Raw genomic sequence first — 24,576 nt, forward strand, 5'->3', positions numbered from 1 at the left:
CCCAGGTGCTCTGACGCGCCCGGCGCGCGGTGAGGCGCCGCCTCAGCCCTTCACCGCGCCGATCAGCACGCCCTTGACGAAGTGCCGCTGGATGAACGGGTAGACAGCGACGATCGGCGCGACGGTCAGCACCACCACCGCCATCTTGACCGCCTCGGTCGGCGGCATGGTCACCCCGCTGCTGCCGCCGGAGGTGTGCGGGGCCTGCCCGGCCAGCAGGTAGCTCTGGAGCACCCGCTGGATCGGGTACATGTCGTTGCGGTCGATGAACAGCAGCGCGTCGAACCAGACGTTCCAGTAGCTGACCGCGTAGAACAGGCCGACCACCGCGATCACCGCGCGGGACAGCGGCAGCACGATGCGCGCGAGCGTACGGAAGTCGCTCGCGCCGTCGATGCGGGCGCTGTCCAGCAGTTCCGACGGGATGCCCTGGAAGAACCCGCGCACCACGACCAGGTTGAACACGCTGATCGCCGGCGGCAGGACCAGTGCCCAGATGGTGTCCTTCAGGCCCAGCCCGGTGACCACCAGGTAGCGCGGCACCAGCGGCGGGTAGACCAGGAACGGGATCAGGAAGTACGCGAGCAGCCAGCGGTGGCCCAGCGTGCCCGGCCGGGACAGCCCGTACGCGGCGAGCACGGTGACCGTCAGCGCGATGGCGGTGCCGAAGACTGTGACGAGCGTACTGATCCACAGCGCCCGGGTGACCGCGCCACCGGCGAAGATCGTCTCGTACGCGGATGTGTCGACGCCGCGGGGCACGACCACCAGGCCGCCGGCCCGCGCGATGGTCTCCCGGGAGGAGAGGCTGGTCACCAGGATCACCCAGAGCGGGAACAGCACGCCCGCCACCAGCACGGTGAGCACGACGGCCTTGAGCCCCTGACCGACCGGTGTGGGCGGTTCCTGCCACACCGGCCGGCGGGATCGGTCGCCGGAGGGCCGGCGGATGAGAGTGGTCATGACTTCGAGTAGATCCCTCGTTCGCCGAGCATGTGCGCCACGCGGTTCGCGGCCAGGATCAGCACCAGCCCGATGACGGCCTTGAACAGTCCGGCCGCAGCGCCGTAGCCGTAGTTCCCGGTGGCGATGGAGAAGTGGTAGACGAAGGTGTCGAGCACCTCGGCGGCCTGCCGGCCGACGGCGTCGCGTTGCAGCAGGAACTGCTCGAACCCGACCGAGAGCGCGTCGCCCAGCCGCAGGATGAGCAGCAGCACGATCACCGGGCGCAGGCCGGGCAGCGTGATGTGCCACAGCCGCCGCCACCGGCCGGCGCCGTCGGCGGCGGCGGCCTCGTAGAGGTTCTGGTCGATGGTGGACAGCGCGGCCAGGAAGACGATGGTGCCCCAGCCGACGTCCTTCCACACCGCCTCGACGGTGACCAGCACGATGAACGTGTCCGGATTGGTCATCACGTTCCACGGCTGCAGCCCGGCCTCGCGCATGCTCTGGGCGAGCAGCCCAGCCCCGCCGAGCATCGCCACGAAGAACGTGACCACCAGCACCCAGCTGAAGAAGTGCGGCAGGTACACGATGGTCTGGATCAGCCCGCGCAGCCGGCTGGACAGCAGGTTGTGCAGCGTGATCGCCAGCAGGATCGGCAGCGGGAAGAAGAAGACGAGCTGGAACGCGGTGATCGCCAGCGTGTTGCGGAACGCGTCCCAGAACGCCGGGTCTTCGAACAGCAGCTGGAACTGCCCGAATCCGATCCAGTCGCTGTGCAGGAACGCCTGCCACGGGTTGTCGCCCAGGTAGGGGTTGTAGTCCTGGAACGCGATCACGTTGCCGGCGATCGGCAGGTAGCTGAAGATCAGCAGCACGAGGAAGCCGGGCGCCACCATGGCGAGCAGTTGCCAGTCCCGGCGCAGCCGGGTGCGCAGCGGCACCCGGCGGCGGGACGGGCGACGGCGGGGCGGGCGGCCCGGTGGGGCCGGCGCGTCCGGCCGGGCCCGTTCGGGCCCGGCCAGGACGGCCGGCTCGTTCACCGGCCCTCCTTGGACAGCGAGTCGGCGAGCAGCTTGCGGGCCTCCTCGCCGCCGTTCGCCTTCCACTCCTTGACGATGGCGTCCACGTCGGCGAGCGGACGGCGGCCGCGCAGCACGTCGGTGAACTTGTCCTCGGTGGGCACCTGGTTGGCCTTGTAGGCGGCGGGCATCTCCAGCTTCACCCCCGCCCAGGGGTTGGGCTCCATGTGCTTGACCATCTCGTTGGAGTACGCGAGCACGTCCGGCACGAAGCGCGGGGTGTCCGGGAACGGCCCGATGGTGGGGTTGCGGCCGCTGATGAAGAAGTACTGGTTGGCGATCTCCTTGAACGCCAGGTCCGTCTTCACCGGCCCGTTCGGCGACGGGGTGTGATGCTTGCCGGCGACGCCGAAGTCCCGCAGCTGCGCCTCCTGGCTGCCCAGCGGCGCGGAGCACCAGTTGATGATCCGCAGCAGCTCCTGGACCCTGTCCTTGCCGAGGCCCTTCTTGACGAACGTGTAGGAGATCGGCTCGTCGTCGCCCCAGACCAGCGGGTCGCCGCCGGTGGCGGAGAAGATCGGCACCGGCTGGATGTTGAGCCGGGGGTTGGTCTTCTGGTGCTCGGCCTGGGCGCCCTGCCAGAAGCCGACGCCGTCCTGGAGGAACACGATCGCACCGTTCTTGGCGAAGAGCTGCTTGGCGTCCGCGCCCTTGCTGGCCACGATGTCCGGGTGGACCAGGCCGTCCGCGTAGATCTTCGCCATCACCTCCAGCGCGCGGCGGAACTCCGGGGTCTCGTACTTGAACTCGGGGGTGCCGTCGGACTTGACCCGCCATCCGCCCTTGTGGCCCGGCACCCGGTGGAACATCTGGATCATGGCGAAGACGTCGTTGAACGCCCACACCTTGCGCGCCGGGTCGGTCACCTGCTTGGCCGCGGCGAGCAGGTCGTCCAGGTTCGCCGGCACGGCCAGGCCACGCGCGTCGAGCACGTCCTTGCGGGTGAACAGCGCCCACGGGAACGGCCCGTCGGTGGGGTTGGGCACCGACATGAGCCGCTCGTTCCAGACCGCCCGCCGCCAGGCCCCGGTGGGGAAGCTCGCCAGCATCGGGTACGCGGCGGCGGCGTCGCCGCTGAGGTGGTCGGTCAGGTCCTCGAAGAGCACCTTGATGGCGTCGGCGAAGCGCGGGATCTTCTCCACCTCCCACCCCGGTACGCACAGCAGGTCCGGCACGTCGCGCGCGCCGAGCATCGCGTTGAGCTTGTCGGCGTACGTGTTGCCGTCCTGGATGGTGAAGTTGACGGGCGTGCCCAGCTCGGCGTTCACGGCCTGGAGGTAGGCGCTCTGTGCCACGCCGGGCGGCGCCGGACCCCAGGCGGGGGTCATCGCGGTGACCTGCTTGCCGCTGGTGCCGGGCTTGTCGGTGACGGCGTCGATCAGATTCGCCGGGTAGCGGGTGTAGCCGTCGGGCACCGGGCGCGTACCCGTGATGTCAGGTGTGATGCCGCCGGGCAGGTCCTTGCGGGTGGGCAGCAGGCCGGAGACGGCGTCGAGGTTCTGGGCGGCGCCGGAGCCGGCCGGCTTCTCCGAACAGCCGGCGAGCAGCGGGCCGGTGGCGGTGGCGGCCACGCCGAGGCCGACCAGGCCGAGGAAGCGGCGGCGGGATGAGCCCGGGTCGGGGTGGTGCGCGGTCATCGGTCCCCCTTCGGGAAGGGAAGCGCAGTGGATTAGTTCGTATGGATGGTCAACAAACTAATCACGACCGTGAGCTTGCACAAGGGCGGACCGGATCGATACGGCGGTCAGGCCGGACAGCGGTCGGACAGCGCGTAGCGGGTGAGGACCACGTCGCCGATCTGGCGCACCTCAACCACCCGGGCCCGACGGCCCGGGTGCCACGGGAAGCGACCGTCCCCGACGAAGCGCGGCGCCCGCCCGTCCCCCACGAAGAACGGCGCGACCACCAGGTGCAACTCGTCGGCCAGGCCGGCGGTGAGGAACTGGCGGTGCATCGAGCCGCCGCCCTCCACCATCAGGCGCGTCACCCCGCGCCCGGCCAGGTCGGCCACCACCGCCTCCGGGGTGGCCGGCTCGCCCGCGTCGACCACTGTCGACACCGCGCCCACCTGCTCGCGGGCCTTGTCCACCACGCCGGTCGGGCAGTACACCAGCTTGAGGCCGTCGCCGACGGTGAAGAACCGGGCCCGCGGGTCGAGGTCGCCGCTGCCGGTGACAGTCACCTTCACCGGCGACGGCGGCAACCCGCGCGCCACCCGCTCGGCGCGGCGGCGCTCGCTGCGCACCAGCAGGCGGGGGTCGTCGCGGCGCACTGTGGCCGCGCCCACCATGATCGCGTCACACCCGGCCCGGATCGCGTCCACCCGGTCCAGGTCGTCGTCGTTCGACAGCAGCAGCCGCTCGGTGGTCGCGTCGTCGATGTAGCCGTCGATCGACATCGCGCAGCTGAGCAGCACGTACGGACGGGTGGTCACGGCACGAACGGCAGGTCGAGGGCGTGGTCGGCGCGGGTCACCTTGGCCGCCAGGTAACCGGCGTTGGCAGGCGACAGGTGCACGCCGGTGGACACCCGGTCGGCCACCGTCACGCCCAGCCGTTCGAGCTGGGCCGCCTTGTCCGGGTTGTTGCTGAGCAGGGTCACCCGGTCCACGCCCAGCGCGGCGAGCATCTGCGCGGCCACCGTGTAGTCGCGCTCGTCCGCGCCGCGCCCGAGCGCCAGATTCGCCTCGTACGTGTCCAGGCCGCCGTCCTGGAGCGCGTACGCGTCGAGCTTGGCGTACAGGCCGATGCCGCGCCCTTCCTGCCGCAGGTAGAGCAGGTAGCCACCGGCCTCGGCGATCCGCTCGACCGCCTCGCGCAGTTGCGGCCCGCAGTCGCAGCGCTGGCTGCCGAACACGTCCCCGGTGAGGCACTCGCTGTGCGGGCGGACCAGCGGCGGGTCGGCGTCGGCGTGCTCACCGAGCCCGAATGCCAGGTGCTCGCGACCGTCGACGAGACCGTGGAAGGTGTGCACGCGGGCCGTGGTCACGTAGCCGTCGGGGAACCGGAGCGGAACCGTGACGCGGGTCCGGACCGTCGCGGTGGGCAGCGTTTCGTCCATGGTTCTCCTGTCGTCCGGTCGCCGGGCGGACCCGGCGACGCACACCTCGCTCCCCCACCGTAGGCGGGATCACCGACAGTTGCCGGGCTCGCGCCGGGGCGTCCGCCGTGCCAGCAGCACCGCGGCGCCGGGCAGGCTGGCCACGAGGACCAGCGCGCCGTACACCGTGCCGGTCGCCACACCCTGCGCGGCGGTCAGCCCGGCCGAGGCGAACGCCCAGGCGGCCACCCCCTCGCGCGGCCCGAATCCGCCCACGTTCAGCGGCACCGCCATGGCCAGCAGGGCGAGCAGCGTCAACGGCAGCAGGTGCGACAGCGGCGCGTCCGCACCGGCCGTGCGCGCGGCCACCACGAACGTGGCCAGGTGGCCGGCGAACACCACTGTCGAGGCGATCACCACACCGGCCCAGGTCCGGCGGCCCAGCACTCCGGAGCGGACGTCGGCGAGCGCGGTCCGGGCCGCCCGGGCGAAGCGGGACGCCCCGGAGCGGGGCACCGCGCGGGCGGCCAGCACCAGCGCCAGCGCGACCACGGCCAGCACGGCGGCCAGCACCGGCAGGTACCGGCGCACCGGCGACGGGAACGCGGCCAGCAGCGCCACCGCGATGACCACCTGCACCACCTGCCCGGCGGTGCGCTCCCACACCACCGCCCGGACGCCGCGGGCCACGTCGCCGGCGTCGCGTCCGTGCCGTACCGCCCGGTGCACGTCGCCGAGCACGCCGCCGGGAAGCGTGGAGTTGAGGAAGACCGCCCGGTAGCAGTGCGCCACGGCGGCTCGCATCGGCAGGCGTACGCCCAGCCCACCGGCGACGAGCGACCAGCGCCAGGCGCAGCAGACGGTGGTGATCACGCCGATGCCGAGCGCGGCGGCCAGCGCCGGCGCGTCAATCAGCCGCAGCCCCGCCAGGAACGGGCCGGTGCCCACCGAGGCGACGAGCGCGGCGAGCACCGCGAGCCCGAGCAGCGGGCGTACCCAGGCCCGGCCCGGCCGGGCCGGGCGCGGGGCGAGCGTGACGGCCGGTACGGGTCCGGCAACGGCGACGTGTGACAAACGGTCCTCCCTTGTTCCCACCGGTTGTCACGTGCCGACGGCCGGTACGGTTCAGCCGGCGAGCAGGTCGGCGTGATGCAGCACCACCTCGAGCCGGCCGGCGGCGGCCTCGGTGAGCCGCCACTTCTGATACGTCGCGGCGGGCCCGGACAGATGCGGTCGTTCCTCGACCGCCGCGCCGATCCAGCCGGTGAGCCACTCGGCGGCCAGTTCCGCCTGCTCCGGGCCGAGCCGCCAGGGGGTGGACCGCACGCGCGTCTCGACGCCGTGGCGGCGGAACGCGGTCACGGCGACGTCCACCGCGTCGGGTCCGAGCAGGATCCGTCCGTCGACGGTACGGCGCTGGTGGGCGTTGAACGCGGCGGTCAGCTCGGCGTCGAGCGGGTCCGGCGGGGTGAACTCGGCCCGTCCGGTCACGGTGAGCGCGAACAGCGTCGGGTGACCGGCGCAGGCCGCCACCATCCGCTCGACCTCCTCGGCGGTGAGCATGTCCAGCAGCGCGGACGCGGTGACCAGGTGGGCGTCGGCCAGGTCGGCGGCGGTCAGCCGGGTGACGTCGGAGCCACGCGTGGTCACGGTGACCTGGGCGCCGTCGGCGGCGGTGAGCCGTCCGGCCCGGGCCAGCGCCAGCAGGTCCGCGTCGCGTTCGTGCAGCACCCAGCGTTGCGGGCCGGGCAGCCGGGGCGCGAGCCAGCGGGCCATCGAGCCGGTGCCGCTGCCCAGGTCGTGCACGACGAGCGGCCGGTCGGCGGGCAGCCGGTCGCGGACCGCGTCGGCCAGCTCGGCGCTGCGGGCCGCCGCGTCGGCGGGCTCGCGCAGCCGCAGCCAGTCCGCGAAGCCGGGCGGGAGTGAGGTGGTCATGCCTCGGTCGCCTCCTTGAGCGCCGTCGCCAGCCGGTCCACTGTGACCGGCCAGCCGGTGAGGGTGTGCCGCCGCTGCCGGGCGGCGCGGCGCAGCCGGTCCCGCAGGCCCGGATCGGTGAGCCAGCGGCGCAGCGCCGCGGCGGTCGCGCCCGGGTCGCCCGGCGGCACCAGCAGACCGGGCCGGTCGCCGCCGGGGGCGTGCCCGAGCGTGTCCGGCAGGCCGCCGGTGTCGCTCGCCAGCACCGGTACGCCCCGGGCCAACGCCTCGGTGACCACCATCCCGTACGTCTCCCGCCGGGAGGGCGCAACCAGCAGATCGGTGGCGGCGTACGTGGCGGCCAGGTCGGGGCCGGTGCGTGGACCGGTGAGCCGGACCCGGCCACCGAGACCGGTGGCGGTCAGCCGAGCGCGCAGCCGGTCGGCGAACGCCCGGTCCCGGTCCGGCGGACCCACCCAGTCGCAGGTCCAGTCGAGGTCCGCGACCTCGGTGAGCGCGGCGGCGAGCACGTCGTGGCCCTTGACCGGGGTGACCGCCGCGACGCAGAGCAGCCGTCCCCCGCCGGGCGTGCCGGAGGCGACGGGCGCCGGGTCGACGCCGGGCGGGGCGACAGTCACCCGTCCGGGTGACAACCGGTAGCGGTCGAGCAGCCGATCGCGGGTCCACTCGCTGGTGGCGACCACGGCGGTGGCCGCCGCCAGCGACCGCGCCTCCGTCTCGCCCTCGATCGGCAGGTGCACCAGGATCACCAGGCGCAGCCGCGCGGCGTGCGGGGCGAGCACGTCCGGCACGGTCGAGGCGACCAGTCCGTCCAGCAGCACCGGAACGCCGTCGGGCAGCCCGCCGAGCAGCCCGGCCAGGTCGGCGCGTTCCCGTGGCCCCGGGTGCGGCCAGCCGCCCGGCACCTGGTGCTCGCGTACCGTCCAGCCGCGCCCGGCCAGGCCCCGGCAGACGTGGCGGTCGTAGGCGTTGCCGCCGCTGGGGTCCGCCGGGTCGTCGATGTCGCCCGGCAGCACCACGTGGACGGCTGTCATCCGGTCAGAGCGACCGCTCGTAGCTCGCCCACGCGATGTGCGACTCGTGCAGGGTGACGGTGATCCCGGCCAGACCGCGCGCGCCCTCCCCCAGCCGGCCGTCGTGCACCGCGTCGGCGAGCCGGTCGGCGATCGTCCGCGCGAGCACCTCGGTGGTGGTGTTCACCCCGGCGAAGGCGGGCTCGTCGTCCAGGTTGCGGTAGTTCAGCTCGGCGAGCACGGCCTTGAGCTGCCCGGTGGCCAGCCCGATGTCGACCACGATCCCGTCGTCGTCCAGCTCGGCGCGGCGGAACGTGGCGTCGACGACGAACGTCGCCCCGTGCAGCCGCTGGGCCGGGCCGAAGACCTCGCCGCGGAAACTGTGGGCGACCATCATGTGGTCCCGGACGGTCACGCTGAACACGATCACTCCTCGCCGTAGGTGATGAGATGACACAGCGCCGGCAGCTCACCAGAGGCGAGCCGGTCCAGCACGTCGGGCAGGTCGTCGAAGCGGGACCGGCCGGTGAGCAGCGCGTCGAACGCCGGGTCGGCCAGCAGGTCCAGGGCGAGCGCGAGCCGGTCGGCGTAGCTGCGATCGGCCCGCCGGGGCGACACGGTGCCGACCTGGCTGCTGCGGATGCCCAGCCGTCGGGAGTGGAACGCGCCGCCCAGCGCCAGCGTGACCGGCCGGTCGCCGTACCAGCTCAGCTCCAGCACCGTGCCCTCGGGGCGCAGCAGTTCCAGGCCGCGTTGCAGTCCGTCGGAGGTGGCGCTGGCGTGCACCACCAGGTCGCGCTCTCCGGTCGCGTCGGCCGGGGCGGCGAAGTCGGCGCCGAGCGCGGCGGCCACCTCGGCGCGGGCCGGGTCGGCGTCGACGAGTTCGACCCGGACGCCGGGGAAACGGGCCAGCAGCGCGGTGACCGCGCAGCCGACCATCCCGCCGCCGATCACCGTGACGCGGTCGCCGACGAGCGGCGCGGCGTCCCAGAGCGCGTTCACAGCGGTCTCCACGGTGCCGGCCAGCACCGCGCGCTCCGCCGGCACACCGTCCGGTACGACAGTCACGGCGTCCGCCGGGACCACGTACGCGCTCTGGTGCGGGTACAGGCAGAAGACGGTACGGCCGAGCAGCCCCTCGTCGCCCGCCTCGACGGTGCCGACGCTCAGGTAGCCGTACTTGACCGGGGCCGGGAAGTCGCCCTCCTGGAACGGCGCGCGCATCGCGTCGTGCTGGTCGGCCGGGACACGGCCGGTGAACACGAGCGTCTCGGTGCCGCGGCTGACGCCGGAGAAGCGGGTACGGACCAGCACCTCACCTGGACCCGGCGCGGCGAGCCGGACCGGCCGGATCTCGCCCTCGCCGGGGGCGCGAAGCCAGAACGCGTGGGCGTCGACCGTCACGAACTCTCCTCTTCCCCGCATTCCGACCGAGTTGTCGATCATAAACACGGAAGCGGGGCGTCCACGGTTCGAACCGCCCGCGACCCGATGCTCAGGCGGCGCGCCGGCGCTGCTCCGTACGCCAGGTTTCGGGCTCGGCCCGGTCGGCGTGCCGGTCCCCGGCCAGTTCCATGGCCCGGTGGGCGGCGGTCAGCGCGTCACACGGCGCGACCTGACCGTCACACAACAGGCTCTCGCACCGGCCGGACTCGTCGGGCCGGTGGGCGGCGGCCACGTCGTACGCGGCCCGCCAGAGCAACGGGTCGGTGACTCCCCGTGGCAGGTCGGCGTCCTGACTGGACCTGTTGCGGATCGTGTCGGGCACCGTGTCCCCCTTTGCGTCGTCGCTACCGTCCCAGTGACCGGTTGAGCGCAGATCAAACCTCTCACCTGCGCACATGCCGCGGCCAGCGGTGTTTGTCACGCCGGGTAGGCGCGCGTCTCGGCCGCCTTGACCGCCGCCCAGACCGGCCGCCCGGGGATCAGTCCGAGGTGGGCCGCGGCGGCGGGCGTGACGTCGGCGGCGACCTCGACCGGCCCGGTGAGCTGCACACGCAGGTTGTCGCCGTGGCGTTGCACGCCGGTCACGGTGGCCGCCCAGACGTTGCGTGGACTGCCCTCGGGCCGGGACGGGTGCAGCGCGACGGCGGCCGGCGGGTAGGCGACGAACGCCTCACCGTGGACGGTGTCGGCGGTGGTGAGGGTCAGCTCACCGACTGTGATGGCGTGCCCGTCGGCACGGCCGCGGTGCAGGTTGAGGCCGACCAGCCGGGCCACGTAGTCGGTGCGTGGCCGGGCCGTGACGGTGGCCGCGTCGCCCTCCTGGACCACCCGGCCGTGCTCCACGATGACCAGTCGGTCGGCGAGCACGAGGGCATCGAGGGGGTCGTGGGTGACCAGCAGTGTCGCGCCGGGGTGCGCGCCGAGGTGGCGCTGGAGTTCGGCGCGGGTGTCCAGCCGGGTCCGCGCGTCGAGCGCGGCGAGTGGCTCGTCGAGCAGCAGCAGCGCCGGCTCGACGGCGAGCGCGCGGGCCAGCGCGACCCGCTGCGCCTGCCCGCCGGAGAGCTGCCGGGGCCGGCGCCGGGCCTGGTCCCCGAGGCCGACCCGGTCCAGCCACTCCTGGGCCCGGGCGCGGGCGGCACGCTTGTCGGCGCCCCGGCGGCGCGGCCCGAACGCCACGTTGTCCAGCGCGCTGAGGTGCGGGAACAGCAGATAGTCCTGGAACACCACGCCGACCGGCCGCCGCTCCGGTGGCGTCCACACCCGGCGGTCGGGCCGGTCCAGGTCGGCGCCGTCGAGCGTGAGGTGACCGGCGGCGAGCGGGTGCAGCCCGGCGAGCACCCGCAGCGCGGTGGTCTTGCCGGCGCCGTTCGGGCCGAGCAGCGCCACCACCTCACCGGCGGCGATGCGCAGCCGCACGTCGAGGGTGAAGCCGTCCCGCTCGGCGACCAGGTGCGCGTCCAGCAGCGCGGTCATGTGCTGCCGACCCAGCGGTCGCGCAGCGCGGCGAGGATGACCACGGAGACGGTGAGCAGGATCAGGCTCAGCACGATCGCGGCTTGGAGGTCGGTCTCCAGCACCAGGTAGACCGCCAGCGGCATGGTCTGGGTGCGGCCGGGATAGTTGCCGGCGAACGTGATGGTGGCGCCGAACTCGCCGAGCGCGCGCGCCCAGCAGAGCACCGCGCCGGCCGCCACGCCCGGGGCGACGAGCGGCAGCGTGACCCGGGTGAAGGTGGTGAACCGCCCGGCGCCGAGCGTGGCGGCGGCCTCCTCGTACCGGGGGTCGGCGCCGCGCAGCGCTCCTTCGACGGCGATGACCAGGAACGGCATGGCCACGAACGCCTCGGCCAGCACCACCCCGGCGGTGGTGAACGGCAGCGTCACGCCGAACGTCTCGTCCAGCCACGACCCGATCAGCCCGCGCCGGCCGAAGACCAGCAGCAGCGCCACGCCGCCGACCACCGGCGGCAGCACCAGCGGCACCGTGACCAGCGCCCGGACCAGCCGCCGCCCGGGGAACTCCACCCGGGCCAGCAGCCACGCCAGGGGTACGCCGAGCACCACGCAGAGCAGCGTGGCGACGGTCGCGGTCTCCAGCGACAACCGCAGCGCGGTGAGCACACCCGGTTCGGTCAGCCGCCGGGGCAGCGTGGTCCAGGGCGCCCGGAGCAGCAGACCGGCCAGCGGCAGGACGAGGAAGGTCAGGCCGAGCCCGGCGGGCACGAGCAGGGCGATCGGCACCCGCTGCCGGCGTACTGTGCGGCTCATCCGCCGGGCGGGGCCTGGAACCCGGCGGCGGTGAGCACGGCGAGCCCGGCGTCGGAGCGGACGAAGTCGACGAAGGCGCGGGCGCCGGCCGGGTTGCCGGCGGCGCGCAGCACCACGATCGGGTAGTCGTTCACCGCGCGCGCGGACTCGGGGAACTCGACCGCGTCGAGCCCGGGTGCGGCGCGGACGTCGGTGCGGTAGACCAGCGCGGCGTCGACCTCGCCGAGACGCAGCTTGGCCAGCGCGCCCTTGACGTCCTGTTCGAGCGTGGCGGGCGTCAGCCGCACACCCGCCGCGTCGACCGCGGTGCGCGCGGCGGCGCCGCAGGGCACCTGCTCGGCGCACAGCGCCACCTTGACACCAGGTCGGGCCAGGTCGGCCAGGCCGCCGACCCGGGCCGGGTTACCCCGGGGTACGGCGACGACGAGCTGGTTGCGGACCAGCACGGCCGGTTCGCCGGTGGCCTCACCGGCGTCGGTGACCGTCTTCATGGTGGCCGGGGAGGCGGCGGCGAACACGTCGGCGGGTGCGCCCTGGGTGATCTGGGTGGCGAGCCCGGAACTGCCACCGAAGTTGAACGTGACGCTGCTGCCCGGGTGGGCGGCCTCGTACTCCTTGCCGAGCCGGGTGAACGACTCGGTGAGGGAGGCGGCGGCGAACACCGTCACCGGGCCGGCGCCGTCGGGCCCGGCCGGTTCGTCCGCGCCGCCGCACCCGGTCAGGCAGAGCGCGCCCACCAGCGCGGCGGAGAGCGCGGCGCGGATCCACCGTACGGTCACGGGCTGGTCCTTCCCCTGGGGGTGGAGGCGCGTTCGACCACGACAGTGGTCGACTTGATCACCGCGACGGCGACGGAGCCGACCTGGAGGTCGAGGTCGTCGACGGCCTCGCGGCTCATCAGCGACACCACCCGGAACGGCCCCGCCTGGATGTCGACCTGGGCCATCACGGTGTCCTTCACGACGGCGGTGACGATGCCGCGCAGCCGGTTGCGGGCCGAGGACAGTTCGGGGTGGCCGGGGGCGCGGACGAACGCGGCGACGTCGGCGCCGTCGAGCACCCGGTGGCCGTGCTCGTCGCGGGTGGCCGGCAGCCTGCCGGCGTCGATCCAGCGGCGGACCGTATCCGCGCTGACCCCGAGCAGCTCGGCTGCCTCGCCGATCCGGAACACCGTCACGCGCTCACCCTAACGGGCCGCAGGTGCGGGCTGGAAGGGGCAGTATCGCTCGCAACCGCGGGCCTCCGGCCGGTTCAGGGCCCGGAACTGCGGCTCATTCGGCAGGCGCGATCCGGACCCGGCGCAGCAGTTGGGCGTTGAGGGCCACCACGATGGTGGAGGCGGACATCAGCACCGCGCCCAGTGCCGGGCTGAGCGCGATTCCCGCCCAGGCCAGCACACCGGCGGCGAGCGGGATCGCGACCACGTTGTAGCCGGCCGCCCAGGCCAGGTTCTGCCGCATCTTGCGGTACGACGCGCGGGACAGCCGGATCACGCCGCCGACGCCGCGCGGGTCGGAGCCGGCGAGCACCACCCCGGCGGACTCGATCGCCACGTCGGTGCCCGCGCCGATGGCCAGCCCGACGTCGGCGCGAGCCAGCGCCGGGGCGTCGTTCACGCCGTCGCCGACCATCGCCACCGTGAGTCCGCGACCGCGTAGCTCGGCCACCGCCTTGTCCTTGTCGGCGGGAAGCACCTCGGCGAAGACCTCGTCGACGCCGGGCCGGAACCCGAGGTCGGCGGCCACCGCCTCGGCGACCGGGCGCGCGTCGCCGGTGATCATCACGATCTTGCGTACGCCGAGGTCGCGCAGCTCGGCCACGGCGGCCCGCGCCTCCGGGCGGACCTGATCCTCCATCGCGAACGCGGCGGTCACCTCCGGCGGGCCGCCCTCGGGCAGCCGGACCAGGTGCAGCACAGCGGCGCCCCGGCCCGACCATTCCTCGGCCGCACGGCGCAGATCGTCCGGCACCGGGGCGCCCAGTTCGCGCAGCAGCGCCGGCCCGCCGACCGCCCAGTCCGCGCCGTCCACCGTGGCCCGCACGCCACGGCCGGCCAGCGCCCGGAAGCCGCGCGCGACCGGACGCGCCGGGCCGGCCTCGGCCGCAGACGTCGGCCCGGCGTCGGGCTCGGCCGCAGACGTCGGCCCGGGAGGGGTCGGCCCGGCGTCGGACCCGGCCGGGGACGTCGACCGCGCGTCGGCGGCGGCGACGAGCGCCCGGGCCAGGGGGTGCTCGCTGTCGGCCTCCACCGCGCCGGCCAGGGCCAGGGCGGCGCCGGAGTCCAGCCCGGCGGTGGTGGCCACGCCGGTGACCGTGTGCCGGCCGGTGGTGAGCGTGCCGGTCTTGTCGAACAGGACGGTGTCGACGGTGCGCATCCGCTCCAGCGCGAGCCGGTCCTTGACCAGGATGCCGGCGCGGGCCGACAGCGCGGTGGACAGCGCCACCACCAGCGGGATCGCCAGGCCGAGCGCGTGCGGGCAGGCGATCACCAGCACGGTCACGGTCCGTACCACCGCCTGGTCGGGGTCGCCGAGCAGCGCCCAGACCGCGAACGTCGCCAGGCCGGCGAACGCCGCCAGGTAGAACAGCAGCGCGGCGAACCGGTCGGCGAGCACCTGCGCGCGGCCGCCGGATGCCTGCGCCTGCGCCACGAGCCGCCCGATGCCGGCCAGCGCGGTGTCCGCGCCGACCGCCTCGACGCGTACCCGGATGGTCGAGTCGGTGGCCACGGTGCCGGCGACCACCCGGTCACCGGCGGCGCGGGCCACCGGCCGCGACTCCCCCGTGATCATCGACTCGTCCAGCTCGGCGGCGCCCTCGACGATCCGCCCGTCGGCCGGCACCCGCCCGCCCGACCGGACCAGCACCAGGTCGTCCACCCGCAGCTCGGCGACCGGCACCGGATGCGGCCGCCCCGCGTCGTCCAGGCGCTCGGCGTCGTCGGGCAGCAGCGCAGCGAGCGCACCCAGCGCACCGCGTGCCTGCCCGACGGCCCGCATCTCCTGCCAGTGGCCGAGCAGCATGATGGTGACCAGCGCGGCCAGCTCCCACCAGAAGTCCAGGTCGAACAGGCCGATGCTGGTGGCTGCCGAGGCGACGTACGCGACCACGATCGCCATCGAGATCAGCAGCATCATCCCGGGGGCACGCTCGCGCAGCTCACGCAGGCCGCCGGCGAGGAACGGCCAGCCGCCGTAGAGGAAGACCACGGTGCCGAGCACCGGGCCGACCCAGCGCACGCCCGGGAAGTCCAGCGAGTAGCCGAACCAGTCCATCACCATGTGGCTGGTGACGACGATCGGCACGGTGAGCGCCAGGCTCAGCCAGAACCGGCGGCGGAACTGCTCCGGGTCGTGCCCGGCGTGCGCGCCGTGGCCGCCGCCATGACCGCCACCGTGGTCGCCGTGGTGACCGGTGTCGTGACCAGATCCGTGCTCCATCGCACCACCATACCCCCTGGGGGTACCAGTCGGCATTGGCTCGGCGAAGTGGCGGAGACAGTGCCCGTCGATACCTTCACGTGGCGCGACGGAATCGATCAGCTCAGATCAGGACCGGTCGTAGACGGTCACCGGGATGCCGCGCTCGGACAGCGCGCGCCGGATCAACGGCTCGATCCGCTGCCACGAGCCGCCGGCCAGCCCGCAACCGATACGGGGCATGTGCACCGACGCGCCCAGTTCCTCGGCCTGGACGGCCAGCGCGGCGAGGCAGCGCTCCACCGCGTCGTACCGGATCGGCGGACCGGCGCTGCCCCGGCGCATTCCGCGCTGGCCCACCATGTTGGCCACCCACAGGTCCGGCGCGACCCGCACCAGCCGGACGGCGCCCAGCCCGAAGTCGTTACCGGCCCGCTGCCGGTGCCACTCCCGGTAGTCACGCTCCGGCTCCGGCCACCGCCGCGAGACGGCGAGGACGAAGCCTTTTCCCAGCCGCCCAGATCGTTGCAGACGTGGGCGATGATCTTGCGCCCCTTCGCCTGCGGGCTGGTCGCGTCGCCACGCACGATTCGGAGTTCCTCCACGCACGGATACTGCCGCAGGCGTACGACGCTCACTGGGGGCGGGCGCCCACGCTCGGCCGCTCGGCCGGAGTCCGGCCCTGCCAGGGCCAGCGGCCGTCCAGCTCCACCTCCAGCGAGAAGCTGAGGAACGTACGGACCAGCACGATCAGCGCCAGCACGCCGACGCTGGTGAACGTGGGCGACACCGCGACCGTACGGATGATGTCGCCGCCGACCAGGAACTCCAGGCCGAGCAGGATGGCCCGGCCGACCCCCTGCCGGTACGCCCGGTAGTGCGCGACCACCTGCCGGGTCCGGGCGCAGCGCACCGCGAACACCGCCGTGGCGACCGCGACGCCGAGCGCGATGACGAGCACCCCGGCCAGGTCCAGCAGCGCCCCGACGTGCTGGACGATCTCCTTCGTCGACACCGGCACCCCCGCACCAGCCTGGCGTACGGCCGGTGGCGGGGGCGGCGTTTCCGCGCCCCCGCCACCCGGTGGGCGGGAGCGCGGATCGGGTCAGTCCTGGGCCTGCCAGCGGTAGAAGACGCCGGCGACGGAGTCCTGCGGGCCCTGCCACCGGTCCGGCCGGTACGGCTCGATGTACGGGCCCAGGTCCTGCATCACCTTGCCGAAGGCCGGCTTGTCGCCGTGCCGGTCGCGGGTGGCCTCGGCCGCCGACGACTCCTGTTCGAGCAGGTGCACGTAGACGTCGTCGATCGAGTAGAGCCAGCGGCCGGTGACGCCGAGGTCGGCCGGGAGCGAACCGGCGTCGGACTCGCCGAAGACCCGTGCCACGTCCGGCTCGGCGCCCGGCTTGATCCGCCCGACGATCACGGTGAGCGTGGTGTCGGCGGGCGGCTCGCCCTCGGGCGCCCAGTGGTAGAACTCCTTGGCCACCGAGTCCGACGGGTTCTTCCAGTAGCGCGGGTACGGCGTCACGTACGGGCCGATCTCCTCGGCGATCTTCTGGAAGGCGGGCAGGCCACGGGTCTGCCCGGAGATCCGCGGGTCCTGCTCCCGCTCGATCACGTGGATGTACAGGTCGTGGTGCGACAGCAGGTACCGGCCGATGACGCCCAGGTCCTGCGGCCGGGTGGCCTGGTCGTAGTGGCCGAACACGCCGCCGACGATCTGCTCGCTGCCGGGGACCATGTGACAGACGATCACGTTGCGGAAGACCATGACTGCTCCTTGATGATTGCGACGGAGGGCGGCGGCGCGAGGCGGCGGCGCCGTCAGGCGGTGAAGGTGACCGGCAGTTCCAGCAGGCCGCGGAACGGCGAGGCGGCCGGTAGCCGGCGCACCTCGGCGAGCGGTACGCCCAGACGCAGCCCGGGCAGCCGCCGCAGCAGCGCGCCGAGCGCGAGTTCGGCCTCCATCCGGGCCAGCGAGACGCCCAGGCAGTAGTGGACGCCGTGACCGAACCCGAGGTGCGGGCCCCGGACCCGGCGCAGGTCCAGCCAGTCCGGGTCGGCGAAGTGCGCCGGGTCGTGGTTGGCCGCGTTGATCGCCACCCCGACGATCGCGTCGCGCGGGATGCGTACGCCCTGGTAGTCGACGTCCTCGGTGGCGATGCGCGGGCTGGCCACGGGCAGCGGCCCGTCGAACCGGAGCAGCTCCTCGATGGCGGCGGGCAGCAGGCGGGGCGTGGCGCGCAGCAGTTCCATCTGCTCGGGGTGGGTCAGCAGGGCCAGTACGGCGTTGCCGAGGAAGTCGGCGGTGGTCTGGTGCCCGGCGAACAGCAGCAGGAAGGTGGTGGTCACCAGTTCCGCCTCGGACAGCGTCCCGTCCTCGTCGACCGCCTTGATCAGCGCGCCGATGATGTCGTCGGCCGGGTCGTCGCGCTTGGCGCGGACCAGCCCGGCCAGGTACTGGTGCAGCCGGAGCTGGGCCTCCTGCACCGCCGCCCGCTCCTGGGCCGGAGGTCGGCTGGTGGAGCCGGAGGTGCGGATGACCTGGGTCCAGTCCAGCACCCGGTCATGGTCGGCCGGCGGCACACCGAGCAGTTCGCAGATGACTGTCATCGGCAGCGGGATGGCGAACTCGTGCATCAGGTCCGCCTCGCCGTGCGGCGCCATCTTGTCGATGAGCTGGTCGACGATCGACGCCACCCGGGGGCGCAACGCCTCGATCCGCCGGGGCGCGAACGCCTGCGACACGACCCGGCGCAGCCGGGTGTGCTCCGGCGGGTCGGAGTTGAGCATGTTGCGGTTCAGGCCCTCGGAGTTCGGGCCGAAGATCTTCAGGTAGTGCTGCTCCGGGCCGTACAGGTCCTTGGACAGGCGCGGGTCGGTCAGCGCCGTGCGCGCGTCGTCGAAGCGGGTGATCAGCCAGGAGTCGAAGCGCGGCGAGCCGACCGGGCAGACCGGCCGGTCCGCGCGCAGCCGGGCCAGGGTGGGGTACGGATCGGCCGCGAACGCGTCGGTGTAGAGCTCGCTCGCCGGCAGCACGTCGTCTGTCATCGCCCCTCCCCCGGCTCGCCGGTCACGCTGTGCAGCACCTGGTAGGTGTGCCGGTCGGCGGACTCGCGCAGCTCGCGGATGATGCTCAGCAGCCGGTCCCGGTGTGTGCTGCGGCCGAACGCGTCGAGCCGCTCGCGGTCCGCCCAGTCGCTGATGATCAGGTAGCTGCGTGGGTCGTCGGCGTCGCGGACCAGGTCCTGGTGCAGGCAGCCGTCCAGCGTGCGGATCTGTTCGGCCGCGGTGAGCCACTCGGCCTCGAAGCGCTCCTCGCAGCCCTCCCGGGTCCGCATCGACAGCACGGTCCGGACCCGGCTCACCTGGCGCTCCCGAACACCAGGTGCAGGTGCTTGCGCAGCGCGTCCGGGTCGACGGGCGCGCCCCGGAACCCGACGTGCCCGTCCGGGCGGATCAGGTACAGACCGGTGCCGTCCAGCCCGTACGCGGCGCGGAAGCGCCGCTCGGCGTCGCGTACCACTGGTGGGTCGAGCAGTCGCGGTTCGTCGGCGTCCGGGTCGAGCAGCAGGTACGCCTCGATTTCCCCGCCGGCCAGCCGGCGCGCGTCGGCGCACAGCCCGGTGAACGCGGCCAGCTCCCCCGCGCCGGCGGTGCCGTCGGCGTAGAGCAGCAGCGTGTGGCGGGTGCCCCGGGTCAGGTCCCGCAGTCGCAGCGGGTGGCCGACGCCGCGCCGGCGCAGCCCGTCCACGTCCGGCGCGCGGTCGCCGGGGCGGGGCGCGTCACCGAGCGCTGCCGGGTCGGCGACGGTCTCCCCGACCAGCGGGCTGCCGGCGTAGCTGAGCAGCATGGACATCTCCTGGAGGAACTGCCGTTCCAGGTCGGCGCGGTCCACCTCCTCGGTGCCGGCCATCCGCACCGCGCGGCCGACGATCTCCTCGCCCTCCGGCCGCCGTTCGGTCTCGTAGCTGTCCAGCAGGCCGGGCGCGGCGAGCCCGCGTACCGCCAGGGCCAGCTTCCAGGCCAGGTTCCAGGTGTCCTGGATGCCGGTGTTCATGCCCTGCCCGCCGGCGGGCGGGTGCAGGTGGGCGGCGTCCCCGGCGACGAACACGCGGCCCTCGCGGTAGCGGTCGACGATGCCGTGGCTGATCCGGAACACCGAGGACCAGCGCAGGTTGCTCGCCCGGGTACCGGGTGGGGCGAGGCGGTCCAGCGCGGCCTGCACGTCGGAGATGGTCGGCTCGTCGAGTTCCTCGCTGAACCCGGGCGGGGCGTCGCGCCCGCCGGTCTGGGCGAAGAATCGGGGCGGGGCGAGGGTGGCGATGCGGTAGCGGTGCTCGCCGCGCAGCGGTACGCAGACCAGCATCCCGTCCATCTGCCCGTCGGTCATGTGCAGGAACCGCAGCAGGTGCCCGTCCGGCATGTCCCAGTCCACGTCGACGTCCACCAGCATGAACAGCTGCGGGAACCGGCCCAGCCCGCCGGTGAAGGTGAGCCCGAGCCGCTCCCGTACCCGGCTGTGCGCGCCGTCGGCGCCGACCAGGTACGCCGCGCGTACCGTCTCGGTGCCGCCGTCGGCGGTCCGGACGGTGGCGGTCACGCCCTCGGCGTCCTGGGTGAAGTCGACCAGTTCGGCGCCGCGCTGCGGGCGCACCCCGAGCGTGGCCAGCCGGGCGGTGAGGATCCGCTCGGTCTCGTACTGCGGCAGGCCGAGGTGGGCGTACGGCAGGCCGGGCAGCTCCCAGCTCATCCGGTGGGTCTGCTCGCCGTTGACGAAGACCATGTTGCCGGTGAGCCAGATGCCGGCGTCCATGGCCTCCCGGACGACGCCCTGCTCCTCCCAGATCTCCATGGTGCGGCAGTGCACGCCGATCGCCTTGTCCGCGTGACCGGGCGGGGTGACCTGTTTGTCGATCACCAGGCAGTCGATGCCCCGCCGGGCCAGTTCGACGGCGGCGGTCAGCCCGGTGGGCCCCGCCCCGACGACGAGTACGTCTGTTGTCCTGTGCACGTCGGCCTCCCAGCCCGTGGTGGGGTGTCGGCGGTAGTCCGCGTCGGGCACGACGTGGAACAGCCGGCGCCGGATGTCGAGAAGGAACGGTGCGATCGGTCCGGCCTGCGCCGAGGCGTGGGCCGGGTCGCCGATCCAGGCGAGGAACGGCGCGGCGCCGTCCCACTCGGCGAAGATGTGGTGGATGTCCGAGCCGGGTTCGCGCAGCAGCTGTTCGCGGCGGTAGCCGGGTATCGAGGTCATCCGCCGGACCACCTCGGGGTAGCCCCGATGGAACTCGGCGAGCCGGTCGAGCGGCACTGTCAGCTCGACGTCCACGTAGACCGGGCCCGTTCCGTCCCCGGTCTCGCGCATCAGCGGGTACTCGGGGCCGTCCGCCGGCTCGGTCAGCGGCCGGAGCAGGCCGGCCAGGCGGGCCGCCACCGGCCCGCGCCGGTACGCGCGCAGCGCCGCCTCGTCGGCCCACTCGGTGACGACGACGAAGCCGCTCGGGTCGAGGGCATCGCGCAGCAGCTCGTGCCGCAGGTTGCCGGCCAGGGCGCCGAGCTGCCCGGCCACCGTCTCGAAGGCCGGCCCGACCGCGGGCTCGCAGCCGGTGCGCGCGCGCAGCCGGAGCATCGTCCTGATCATGCAGCCCCCTCGAACGGTGCCGTCGTCGTGCCGCGACCCTGCCGCAGCGCGCGTCACCCGCTCGTCACCGTCGGCCCGCCGCACGTCCGGTCCCGGTGACGCCGTCGGGACGCCCCCCACTTATTGCAAAAGTTTGGCAACAAGCCTCGACAGGGTCCCTAGCGGTAACTATCGTGAGCGGCATGACTCCTTACGACTTGGACGTGCGCGCCTGGCAGGAGAGCTGGGACCGGCAGCAGGAGACGTTCATGCCGGACCGGGAGCACCGCTTCGACGCGATGCTCGACGCCGTCGAGGCGGTCACCGGCGACCGGCCGCCGCGGGTGCTCGACCTGGCCGGCGGCACCGGCTCGATCAGCCTGCGGGCGCTGGCCCGACGGCCCGACGCCGAGGTGACGGTGCTCGACCTCGACCCGGTGCTGCTCACCCTCGCCGAGGCGGCGCTGGCCGGCCGGGCCACTGTGGTGACCGCCGACCTCAACCGGTCCGACTGGGCCGCCACCCTGCCGCACCGCGACTACGACGCCGTACTCACCGCCACCGCCCTGCACTGGGTGGACGGTCCGCGCCTGACCGAGCTCTACCGCGAGATCCGCGACGTGCTGCGCCCCGGCGGCGTGTTCGTCAACGCCGACCACATGCCCGACGACGCGATGCCGACGCTCACCGCACGGCTCGGCGAACGCGCACGGGCGCGCCGGGACGCCCGGCACCGCGCCGGCGCGGCGCTGTCCTGGCCGGACTGGTGGGCGCAGGCGGCCGACGACCCGGTGCTCGGCCCGCTCGTGGAGAAGCGGCGGCAGATCTACCCGACCGGGCACAGCCCGGAGTGGAGCCCGCCCGCGGCGTGGCATCTGGACGCGCTGCGCGCGGCCGGCTTCGCCGAGGCCGGCGTGCTCTGGCGCGGCGGCGGGGACGCCGCGGTGGCCGCGCTGCGCTGACGGCGTCGCGGCCGGACACCGCTCGCCCCGCGGCCCGGCCCGGCCCGACTCGCCGCCGGGGCTCGGCACAGCCCGCGCGTGGCCGGGCGCGACGACGGCCGCGACACGACGCGCACCGAGCCGGCCCGCCCGATCAGGACAACAGGCGGGCCAGTTCGGTACGCGAGCGCACGCCGAGCCGGTGGAAGACGTTGCGCAGGTGGTGGTCGACGGTCCGGGTGGACAGGCACATCCGGGTGGCGATCTCCCGGTTGGTCGCCCCTTCCGCGACCAGCCGGGCGATGTGCAGCTGCTGCCCGGTCAGCAGCTGCTCCGGACCGTGCCGCACCGGCCCGACCGACTCCCCCGCCGCGCGCAACTCCTCCCCCGCCCGCTCGGCCCAGACGGTCGCGCCGAGCAGCGTGAACGCCTCCCGGGCCCGGTGCAGGTGCGCGCGGGCGTCCCGGGGCCGGCGCCGGCGGCGCAGTTCGCGGCCGAACAGCAACTCGGTGCGGGCGCGCTCGAACCGGTCGGTGTCGGCCGGGTGCAGCCGCAGCGCCGCGTGGAACTCCCGTTCGGCCTCCGGGCCGCCGCGCGGCGCCAGCAGCGCCCGGCAGCGCGCGGCGAGCGCCCGCCGCGACGGGCTCGCCGTGCTGCTGGCCCAGTGGTCGAACACGGCCAGCGCGGCGGCCGGCCGCCCGCCGTCGTGGGCGGCTGCCTCCACCAGGTACGGCGTGGCCATCACCTGGACCAGCACCTGCCCCCGGCCGGTGCCGGTACGGGCCAGCGCGGACAGCCGGGCCACCGCGTCGGCGTACCGGCCGTCGATCAGGTCCAGCACGCCGAGCGCCCAGCGGGCGTACGCGTCCGGCCGGCTCCCCGGCGCGGCCCCGTCACCGATCTCGGCGATCCGGGCCAGCGCGGCGTCCCGGTCGGCGCGGACCGCGGCCAGCACGGCCAGGATGCCGAGGTGCACCTGGGCGCACACGTGCTGGCCACCGGCGCGGGCGGCGTGCACGCCCTCGCGGGCGGTCTCCGCCGCGGCCTCGTGCCGGCCCAGCCAGTATTCGGCGACGGCCCGCAGCTCCAGCGCCCGGGGCAGCAGGGACAGCTGGCCGCGCGAGCGGGCCACCTCCACCGCCCGGCCGGCGAGCCGGTGCGCGGGACCGTCCACGGCGACCAGCAGGGCGGCCGCGGCGGCGCAGACGAGCGCGCCGGGGGTGAGCGCGGGCCCGGTCAGCCGGCCGCCGATCACGACGACCCGGCGCAGCGCCGGGCCGCCGCGCGCGTGGTCGCCGCGCAGCGTCGCCCCGACGCCCTCGGCGAACGTGGCGAGCAGGTCGAGTTCGGGCGGGTCGCCGGGCCGCCGCAGCGCCTCGGCCCGGCGGGCCACCTCGGCGTACCGGTACTGGTCACCGGTGACGCAGATGGCCTCGCCGGCCCGGACCAGCGCCAGCAGCGCGGCCCGCCGGTCGGCCGGCGCGATCGCGTCGGCGGCGGCCAGCAGCGTGGCGACCGCGGCGGCGGGCGCGTCGCAGCGCAGTTGCATGTCGCCGCGGAGCAGGTCGGCCCGGCCGTACGCCGGTCCCGCGGTCAGGCGCCGTAGCAGCCCTCGGGCCTGGTCCGGGTCGCCGGCGGTCCAGGCGCACCGCGCGGCGGCGATGGTCAGCTCGGCGGCGCGGCCGGGGTCGGGGCTCAGTTCGGCGGCGCGGCGCAGCACGACCGCCGCGGCGGCGCGGTCCGGCACCTCGTCGACCGCCGCCGTCAGCTCGGCGGCGAGCACGTCGGACGGACAGTCGGCGGCGGTGGCGTGGCGCAGCGCCCGGCCCAGCGCGCCCTCGGCCAGCGTGCCGGCCAGCAGCAGGTGGGCCGCGCGCAGGTCGGCGAGCGGCGCGACGGCGGTGATCATCGTCCGGGCGAGCGGGTGCGGGAACGTCACCCCGCCGGGCCCGGTGCGCAGCAGGCCGGCCGCCTCGGCGGGGGCAAGCGCCTCGAGCGTCAGGCCGGCCGCCCACGCGGCACGGACGAGCGTGCCCGGGTCGTCTCCGGGGTCGAGCGCGGCCAGCAGCACCATCCGCCGGGTCGGTACCGGCAGCCGGTCCAGGCGGGCCCGGTACGCGGCGGCGAGCGCGCCGTCCACCGGCGGCGCGTCGGGCAGCGGCGCCTCGCCTCGCCACTGGGCGGGGGTGAGGCTGCCCGCCAGGTCGGCGAGCGCGGCCGGGCTGCCCCGGCTGAGCGCGGCCAGTGCGGCGGCCACCGGCGCGGGTGGCCGCTCCCGCAGCCCGGCGAGCATCGCGTGGCACTCGTGGGCGTCCAGCGGGCGTAACCCGTGGGCCGGTACGCCGTCGACAGTGGCCGGCGCGGTGGCGCTCAGCAGCATCGCCACCGGAAGCCGGCGCAGCCGGCGCGCCACCACGGCCAGCGTCCAGGCGCTCTGCGGATCGCCGGTGTCGAGGTCGTCCACCGTGCACAGCAGCGGCCGGTCCGCCGCCACGGCGGCGAGCAGGGACCGCACCGCCGCGGCCAGGGCCAGCCGCTGCTCGGCCGGGCACCCGTCGCCGCCGAGCGCGCGGCGCAGCAGCCGCCGCTGCCGCACCGGGAGCGCCGCGTCCGCGTCCAGCACCGGGTCGAGCAGGCGGTGCAGCCCGGCGTAGGGCAGTGTGGCCTCGTCGGCCAGGCCGGCGCCGGCGAGCACCGCGCGCTGCCCGGCCCACCTGCGGGCGTACGCCAGCAGGGCGCTGCGCCCGGAGCCGGGCGGCCCGTGGAACAGCAGCGCGCCGCCGTCGTCGCGGTCGAGGAGGCGGCGGATCGCGTCGCACTCGTCGTCCCGACCCCGCAAGGCTATGTGCACTGTCGATGCAGAAACCAT

At 74.7% G+C, this 24,576-nt stretch carries 24 protein-coding genes; 1 reads left to right on the forward strand and 23 read right to left on the reverse strand.

Going from position 1 to position 24,576, the window contains the following annotated elements; all coding sequences use genetic code 11:
• Positions 1-42 precede the first annotated feature (42 nt).
• The 22 genes from F8279_RS11850 to F8279_RS11955 all read right to left on the reverse strand — a co-directional run bounded on the left by F8279_RS11850 (position 43) and on the right by F8279_RS11955 (position 20,775).
• Entirely contained in the window at positions 43-963 is a 921-nt protein-coding gene (locus F8279_RS11850; protein ID WP_151499944.1) for a carbohydrate ABC transporter permease, read from the reverse strand.
• Complete coding sequence (locus F8279_RS11855; RefSeq protein WP_091417405.1) at positions 960-1,985, reverse strand: sugar ABC transporter permease; 1,026 nt, start codon at positions 1,983-1,985, stop codon at positions 960-962. The genes F8279_RS11850 and F8279_RS11855 overlap by 4 nt, the downstream gene beginning before the upstream one ends.
• Entirely contained in the window at positions 1,982-3,661 is a 1,680-nt protein-coding gene (locus F8279_RS11860) for an extracellular solute-binding protein (protein ID WP_091417402.1), read from the reverse strand. Before F8279_RS11860 ends, F8279_RS11855 begins: the two co-directional genes overlap by 4 nt.
• A gap of 107 nt (positions 3,662-3,768) precedes the next feature.
• Positions 3,769-4,458 carry a RibD family protein gene (locus F8279_RS11865; RefSeq protein WP_091417399.1) on the reverse strand — a complete coding sequence of 230 codons (690 nt, stop codon included), beginning with the start codon at positions 4,456-4,458 and terminating at the stop codon, positions 3,769-3,771.
• A complete protein-coding gene (gene ribA, locus F8279_RS11870) occupies positions 4,455-5,084 on the reverse strand; it encodes a GTP cyclohydrolase II (RefSeq protein ID WP_091417396.1) in 630 nt (209 codons plus the stop codon). The genes F8279_RS11865 and ribA overlap by 4 nt, the downstream gene beginning before the upstream one ends.
• Before the next feature lie 69 nt (positions 5,085-5,153).
• The gene (locus F8279_RS11875; protein WP_225853238.1) at positions 5,154-6,050 is read right to left on the reverse strand and encodes a lysylphosphatidylglycerol synthase transmembrane domain-containing protein; all 897 of its coding nucleotides are present in this window, start codon (positions 6,048-6,050) and stop codon (positions 5,154-5,156) included.
• 138 nt (positions 6,051-6,188) lie between these two features.
• Entirely contained in the window at positions 6,189-6,998 is an 810-nt protein-coding gene (locus tag F8279_RS11880) for a class I SAM-dependent methyltransferase (protein ID WP_091417389.1), read from the reverse strand.
• The gene (locus tag F8279_RS11885; protein WP_091417386.1) at positions 6,995-8,032 is read right to left on the reverse strand and encodes a glycosyltransferase family 4 protein; all 1,038 of its coding nucleotides are present in this window, start codon (positions 8,030-8,032) and stop codon (positions 6,995-6,997) included. Before F8279_RS11885 ends, F8279_RS11880 begins: the two co-directional genes overlap by 4 nt.
• A gap of 4 nt (positions 8,033-8,036) precedes the next feature.
• Complete coding sequence (locus F8279_RS11890) at positions 8,037-8,435, reverse strand: 6-carboxytetrahydropterin synthase (RefSeq protein WP_091418448.1); 399 nt, start codon at positions 8,433-8,435, stop codon at positions 8,037-8,039.
• Between the two features lie 2 nt (positions 8,436-8,437).
• Positions 8,438-9,415: a zinc-binding alcohol dehydrogenase gene (locus F8279_RS11895; protein ID WP_151499945.1), complete on the reverse strand. Its 978-nt coding sequence runs from the start codon at positions 9,413-9,415 to the stop codon at positions 8,438-8,440.
• Between the two features lie 91 nt (positions 9,416-9,506).
• Positions 9,507-9,779, reverse strand: coding sequence for a hypothetical protein (locus tag F8279_RS11900; protein WP_091417380.1), 273 nt, complete (start codon positions 9,777-9,779; stop codon positions 9,507-9,509).
• Positions 9,780-9,874: 95 nt separating this feature from the next.
• Entirely contained in the window at positions 9,875-10,930 is a 1,056-nt protein-coding gene (locus F8279_RS11905; protein WP_151499946.1) for an ABC transporter ATP-binding protein, read from the reverse strand.
• On the reverse strand, positions 10,927-11,724 hold the full coding sequence (locus tag F8279_RS11910) for an ABC transporter permease (RefSeq protein WP_151499947.1): 798 nt from the start codon (positions 11,722-11,724) through the stop codon (positions 10,927-10,929). The genes F8279_RS11905 and F8279_RS11910 overlap by 4 nt, the downstream gene beginning before the upstream one ends.
• Positions 11,721-12,503, reverse strand: a complete 783-nt coding sequence (gene modA / locus F8279_RS11915) for a molybdate ABC transporter substrate-binding protein (RefSeq protein ID WP_151499948.1) — start codon at positions 12,501-12,503, stop codon at positions 11,721-11,723. Before modA ends, F8279_RS11910 begins: the two co-directional genes overlap by 4 nt.
• Positions 12,500-12,901, reverse strand: a complete 402-nt coding sequence (locus tag F8279_RS11920) for a molybdopterin-binding protein (RefSeq protein ID WP_091417368.1) — start codon at positions 12,899-12,901, stop codon at positions 12,500-12,502. The genes modA and F8279_RS11920 overlap by 4 nt, the downstream gene beginning before the upstream one ends.
• Before the next feature lie 94 nt (positions 12,902-12,995).
• Positions 12,996-15,164, reverse strand: a complete 2,169-nt coding sequence (locus tag F8279_RS11925) for a heavy metal translocating P-type ATPase (protein ID WP_151499949.1) — start codon at positions 15,162-15,164, stop codon at positions 12,996-12,998.
• Positions 15,165-15,272: 108 nt separating this feature from the next.
• A complete protein-coding gene (locus F8279_RS30580; RefSeq protein WP_225853235.1) occupies positions 15,273-15,539 on the reverse strand; it encodes a hypothetical protein in 267 nt (88 codons plus the stop codon).
• 238 nt (positions 15,540-15,777) lie between these two features.
• Positions 15,778-16,158, reverse strand: a complete 381-nt coding sequence (locus tag F8279_RS11935; RefSeq protein WP_151499950.1) for a DUF1622 domain-containing protein — start codon at positions 16,156-16,158, stop codon at positions 15,778-15,780.
• Positions 16,159-16,248: 90 nt separating this feature from the next.
• Complete coding sequence (locus tag F8279_RS11940) at positions 16,249-16,914, reverse strand: TcmI family type II polyketide cyclase (protein WP_091417361.1); 666 nt, start codon at positions 16,912-16,914, stop codon at positions 16,249-16,251.
• A 53-nt stretch (positions 16,915-16,967) separates the two neighbouring features.
• Positions 16,968-18,194: a cytochrome P450 gene (locus F8279_RS11945; protein ID WP_151499951.1), complete on the reverse strand. Its 1,227-nt coding sequence runs from the start codon at positions 18,192-18,194 to the stop codon at positions 16,968-16,970.
• Positions 18,191-18,511, reverse strand: a complete 321-nt coding sequence (locus F8279_RS11950) for a putative quinol monooxygenase (protein ID WP_091417354.1) — start codon at positions 18,509-18,511, stop codon at positions 18,191-18,193. Before F8279_RS11950 ends, F8279_RS11945 begins: the two co-directional genes overlap by 4 nt.
• A complete protein-coding gene (locus tag F8279_RS11955) occupies positions 18,508-20,775 on the reverse strand; it encodes an FAD-dependent oxidoreductase (protein WP_255474120.1) in 2,268 nt (755 codons plus the stop codon). The genes F8279_RS11950 and F8279_RS11955 overlap by 4 nt, the downstream gene beginning before the upstream one ends.
• Before the next feature lie 194 nt (positions 20,776-20,969).
• On the opposite strand from F8279_RS11955, the gene F8279_RS11960 reads away from it, so the two are divergent.
• Positions 20,970-21,728 carry a trans-aconitate 2-methyltransferase gene (locus tag F8279_RS11960; RefSeq protein WP_151499953.1) on the forward strand — a complete coding sequence of 253 codons (759 nt, stop codon included), beginning with the start codon at positions 20,970-20,972 and terminating at the stop codon, positions 21,726-21,728.
• Between the two features lie 133 nt (positions 21,729-21,861).
• Here F8279_RS11960 and F8279_RS11965 read toward each other — a convergent pair whose 3' ends face one another.
• Positions 21,862-24,546 (reverse strand): LuxR family transcriptional regulator, encoded by a 2,685-nt coding sequence (locus F8279_RS11965; RefSeq protein WP_225853236.1) that lies wholly within the window; start codon positions 24,544-24,546, stop codon positions 21,862-21,864.
• Positions 24,547-24,576 lie beyond the last annotated feature (30 nt).

The sequence above is a fragment of the Micromonospora sp. AMSO1212t genome (assembly GCF_008868145.1).
Classification (GTDB): Bacteria; Actinomycetota; Actinomycetes; order Mycobacteriales; family Micromonosporaceae; genus Micromonospora; species Micromonospora tulbaghiae.

Bases quoted from the DNA above. Each gene is read 5' to 3' on its own strand.
- F8279_RS11880 (WP_091417389.1), bottom strand. From the start codon at position 6,998: ATGACCACCTCACTCCCGCCCGGCTTCGCGGACTGGCTGCGGCTGCGC.
- F8279_RS11925 (WP_151499949.1), bottom strand. From the start codon at position 15,164: ATGGAGCACGGATCTGGTCACGACACCGGTCACCACGGCGACCACGGT.
- F8279_RS11850 (WP_151499944.1), bottom strand. From the start codon at position 963: ATGACCACTCTCATCCGCCGGCCCTCCGGCGACCGATCCCGCCGGCCG.
- F8279_RS11955 (WP_255474120.1), bottom strand. From the start codon at position 20,775: ATGCTCCGGCTGCGCGCGCGCACCGGCTGCGAGCCCGCGGTCGGGCCG.
- F8279_RS11960 (WP_151499953.1), top strand. From the start codon at position 20,970: ATGACTCCTTACGACTTGGACGTGCGCGCCTGGCAGGAGAGCTGGGAC.
- F8279_RS11905 (WP_151499946.1), bottom strand. From the start codon at position 10,930: ATGACCGCGCTGCTGGACGCGCACCTGGTCGCCGAGCGGGACGGCTTC.
- ribA (WP_091417396.1), bottom strand. From the start codon at position 5,084: ATGGACGAAACGCTGCCCACCGCGACGGTCCGGACCCGCGTCACGGTT.
- F8279_RS11885 (WP_091417386.1), bottom strand. From the start codon at position 8,032: ATGACAGCCGTCCACGTGGTGCTGCCGGGCGACATCGACGACCCGGCG.
- F8279_RS11860 (WP_091417402.1), bottom strand. From the start codon at position 3,661: ATGACCGCGCACCACCCCGACCCGGGCTCATCCCGCCGCCGCTTCCTC.
- F8279_RS11910 (WP_151499947.1), bottom strand. From the start codon at position 11,724: ATGAGCCGCACAGTACGCCGGCAGCGGGTGCCGATCGCCCTGCTCGTG.
- F8279_RS11940 (WP_091417361.1), bottom strand. From the start codon at position 16,914: ATGGTCTTCCGCAACGTGATCGTCTGTCACATGGTCCCCGGCAGCGAG.
- F8279_RS11945 (WP_151499951.1), bottom strand. From the start codon at position 18,194: ATGACAGACGACGTGCTGCCGGCGAGCGAGCTCTACACCGACGCGTTC.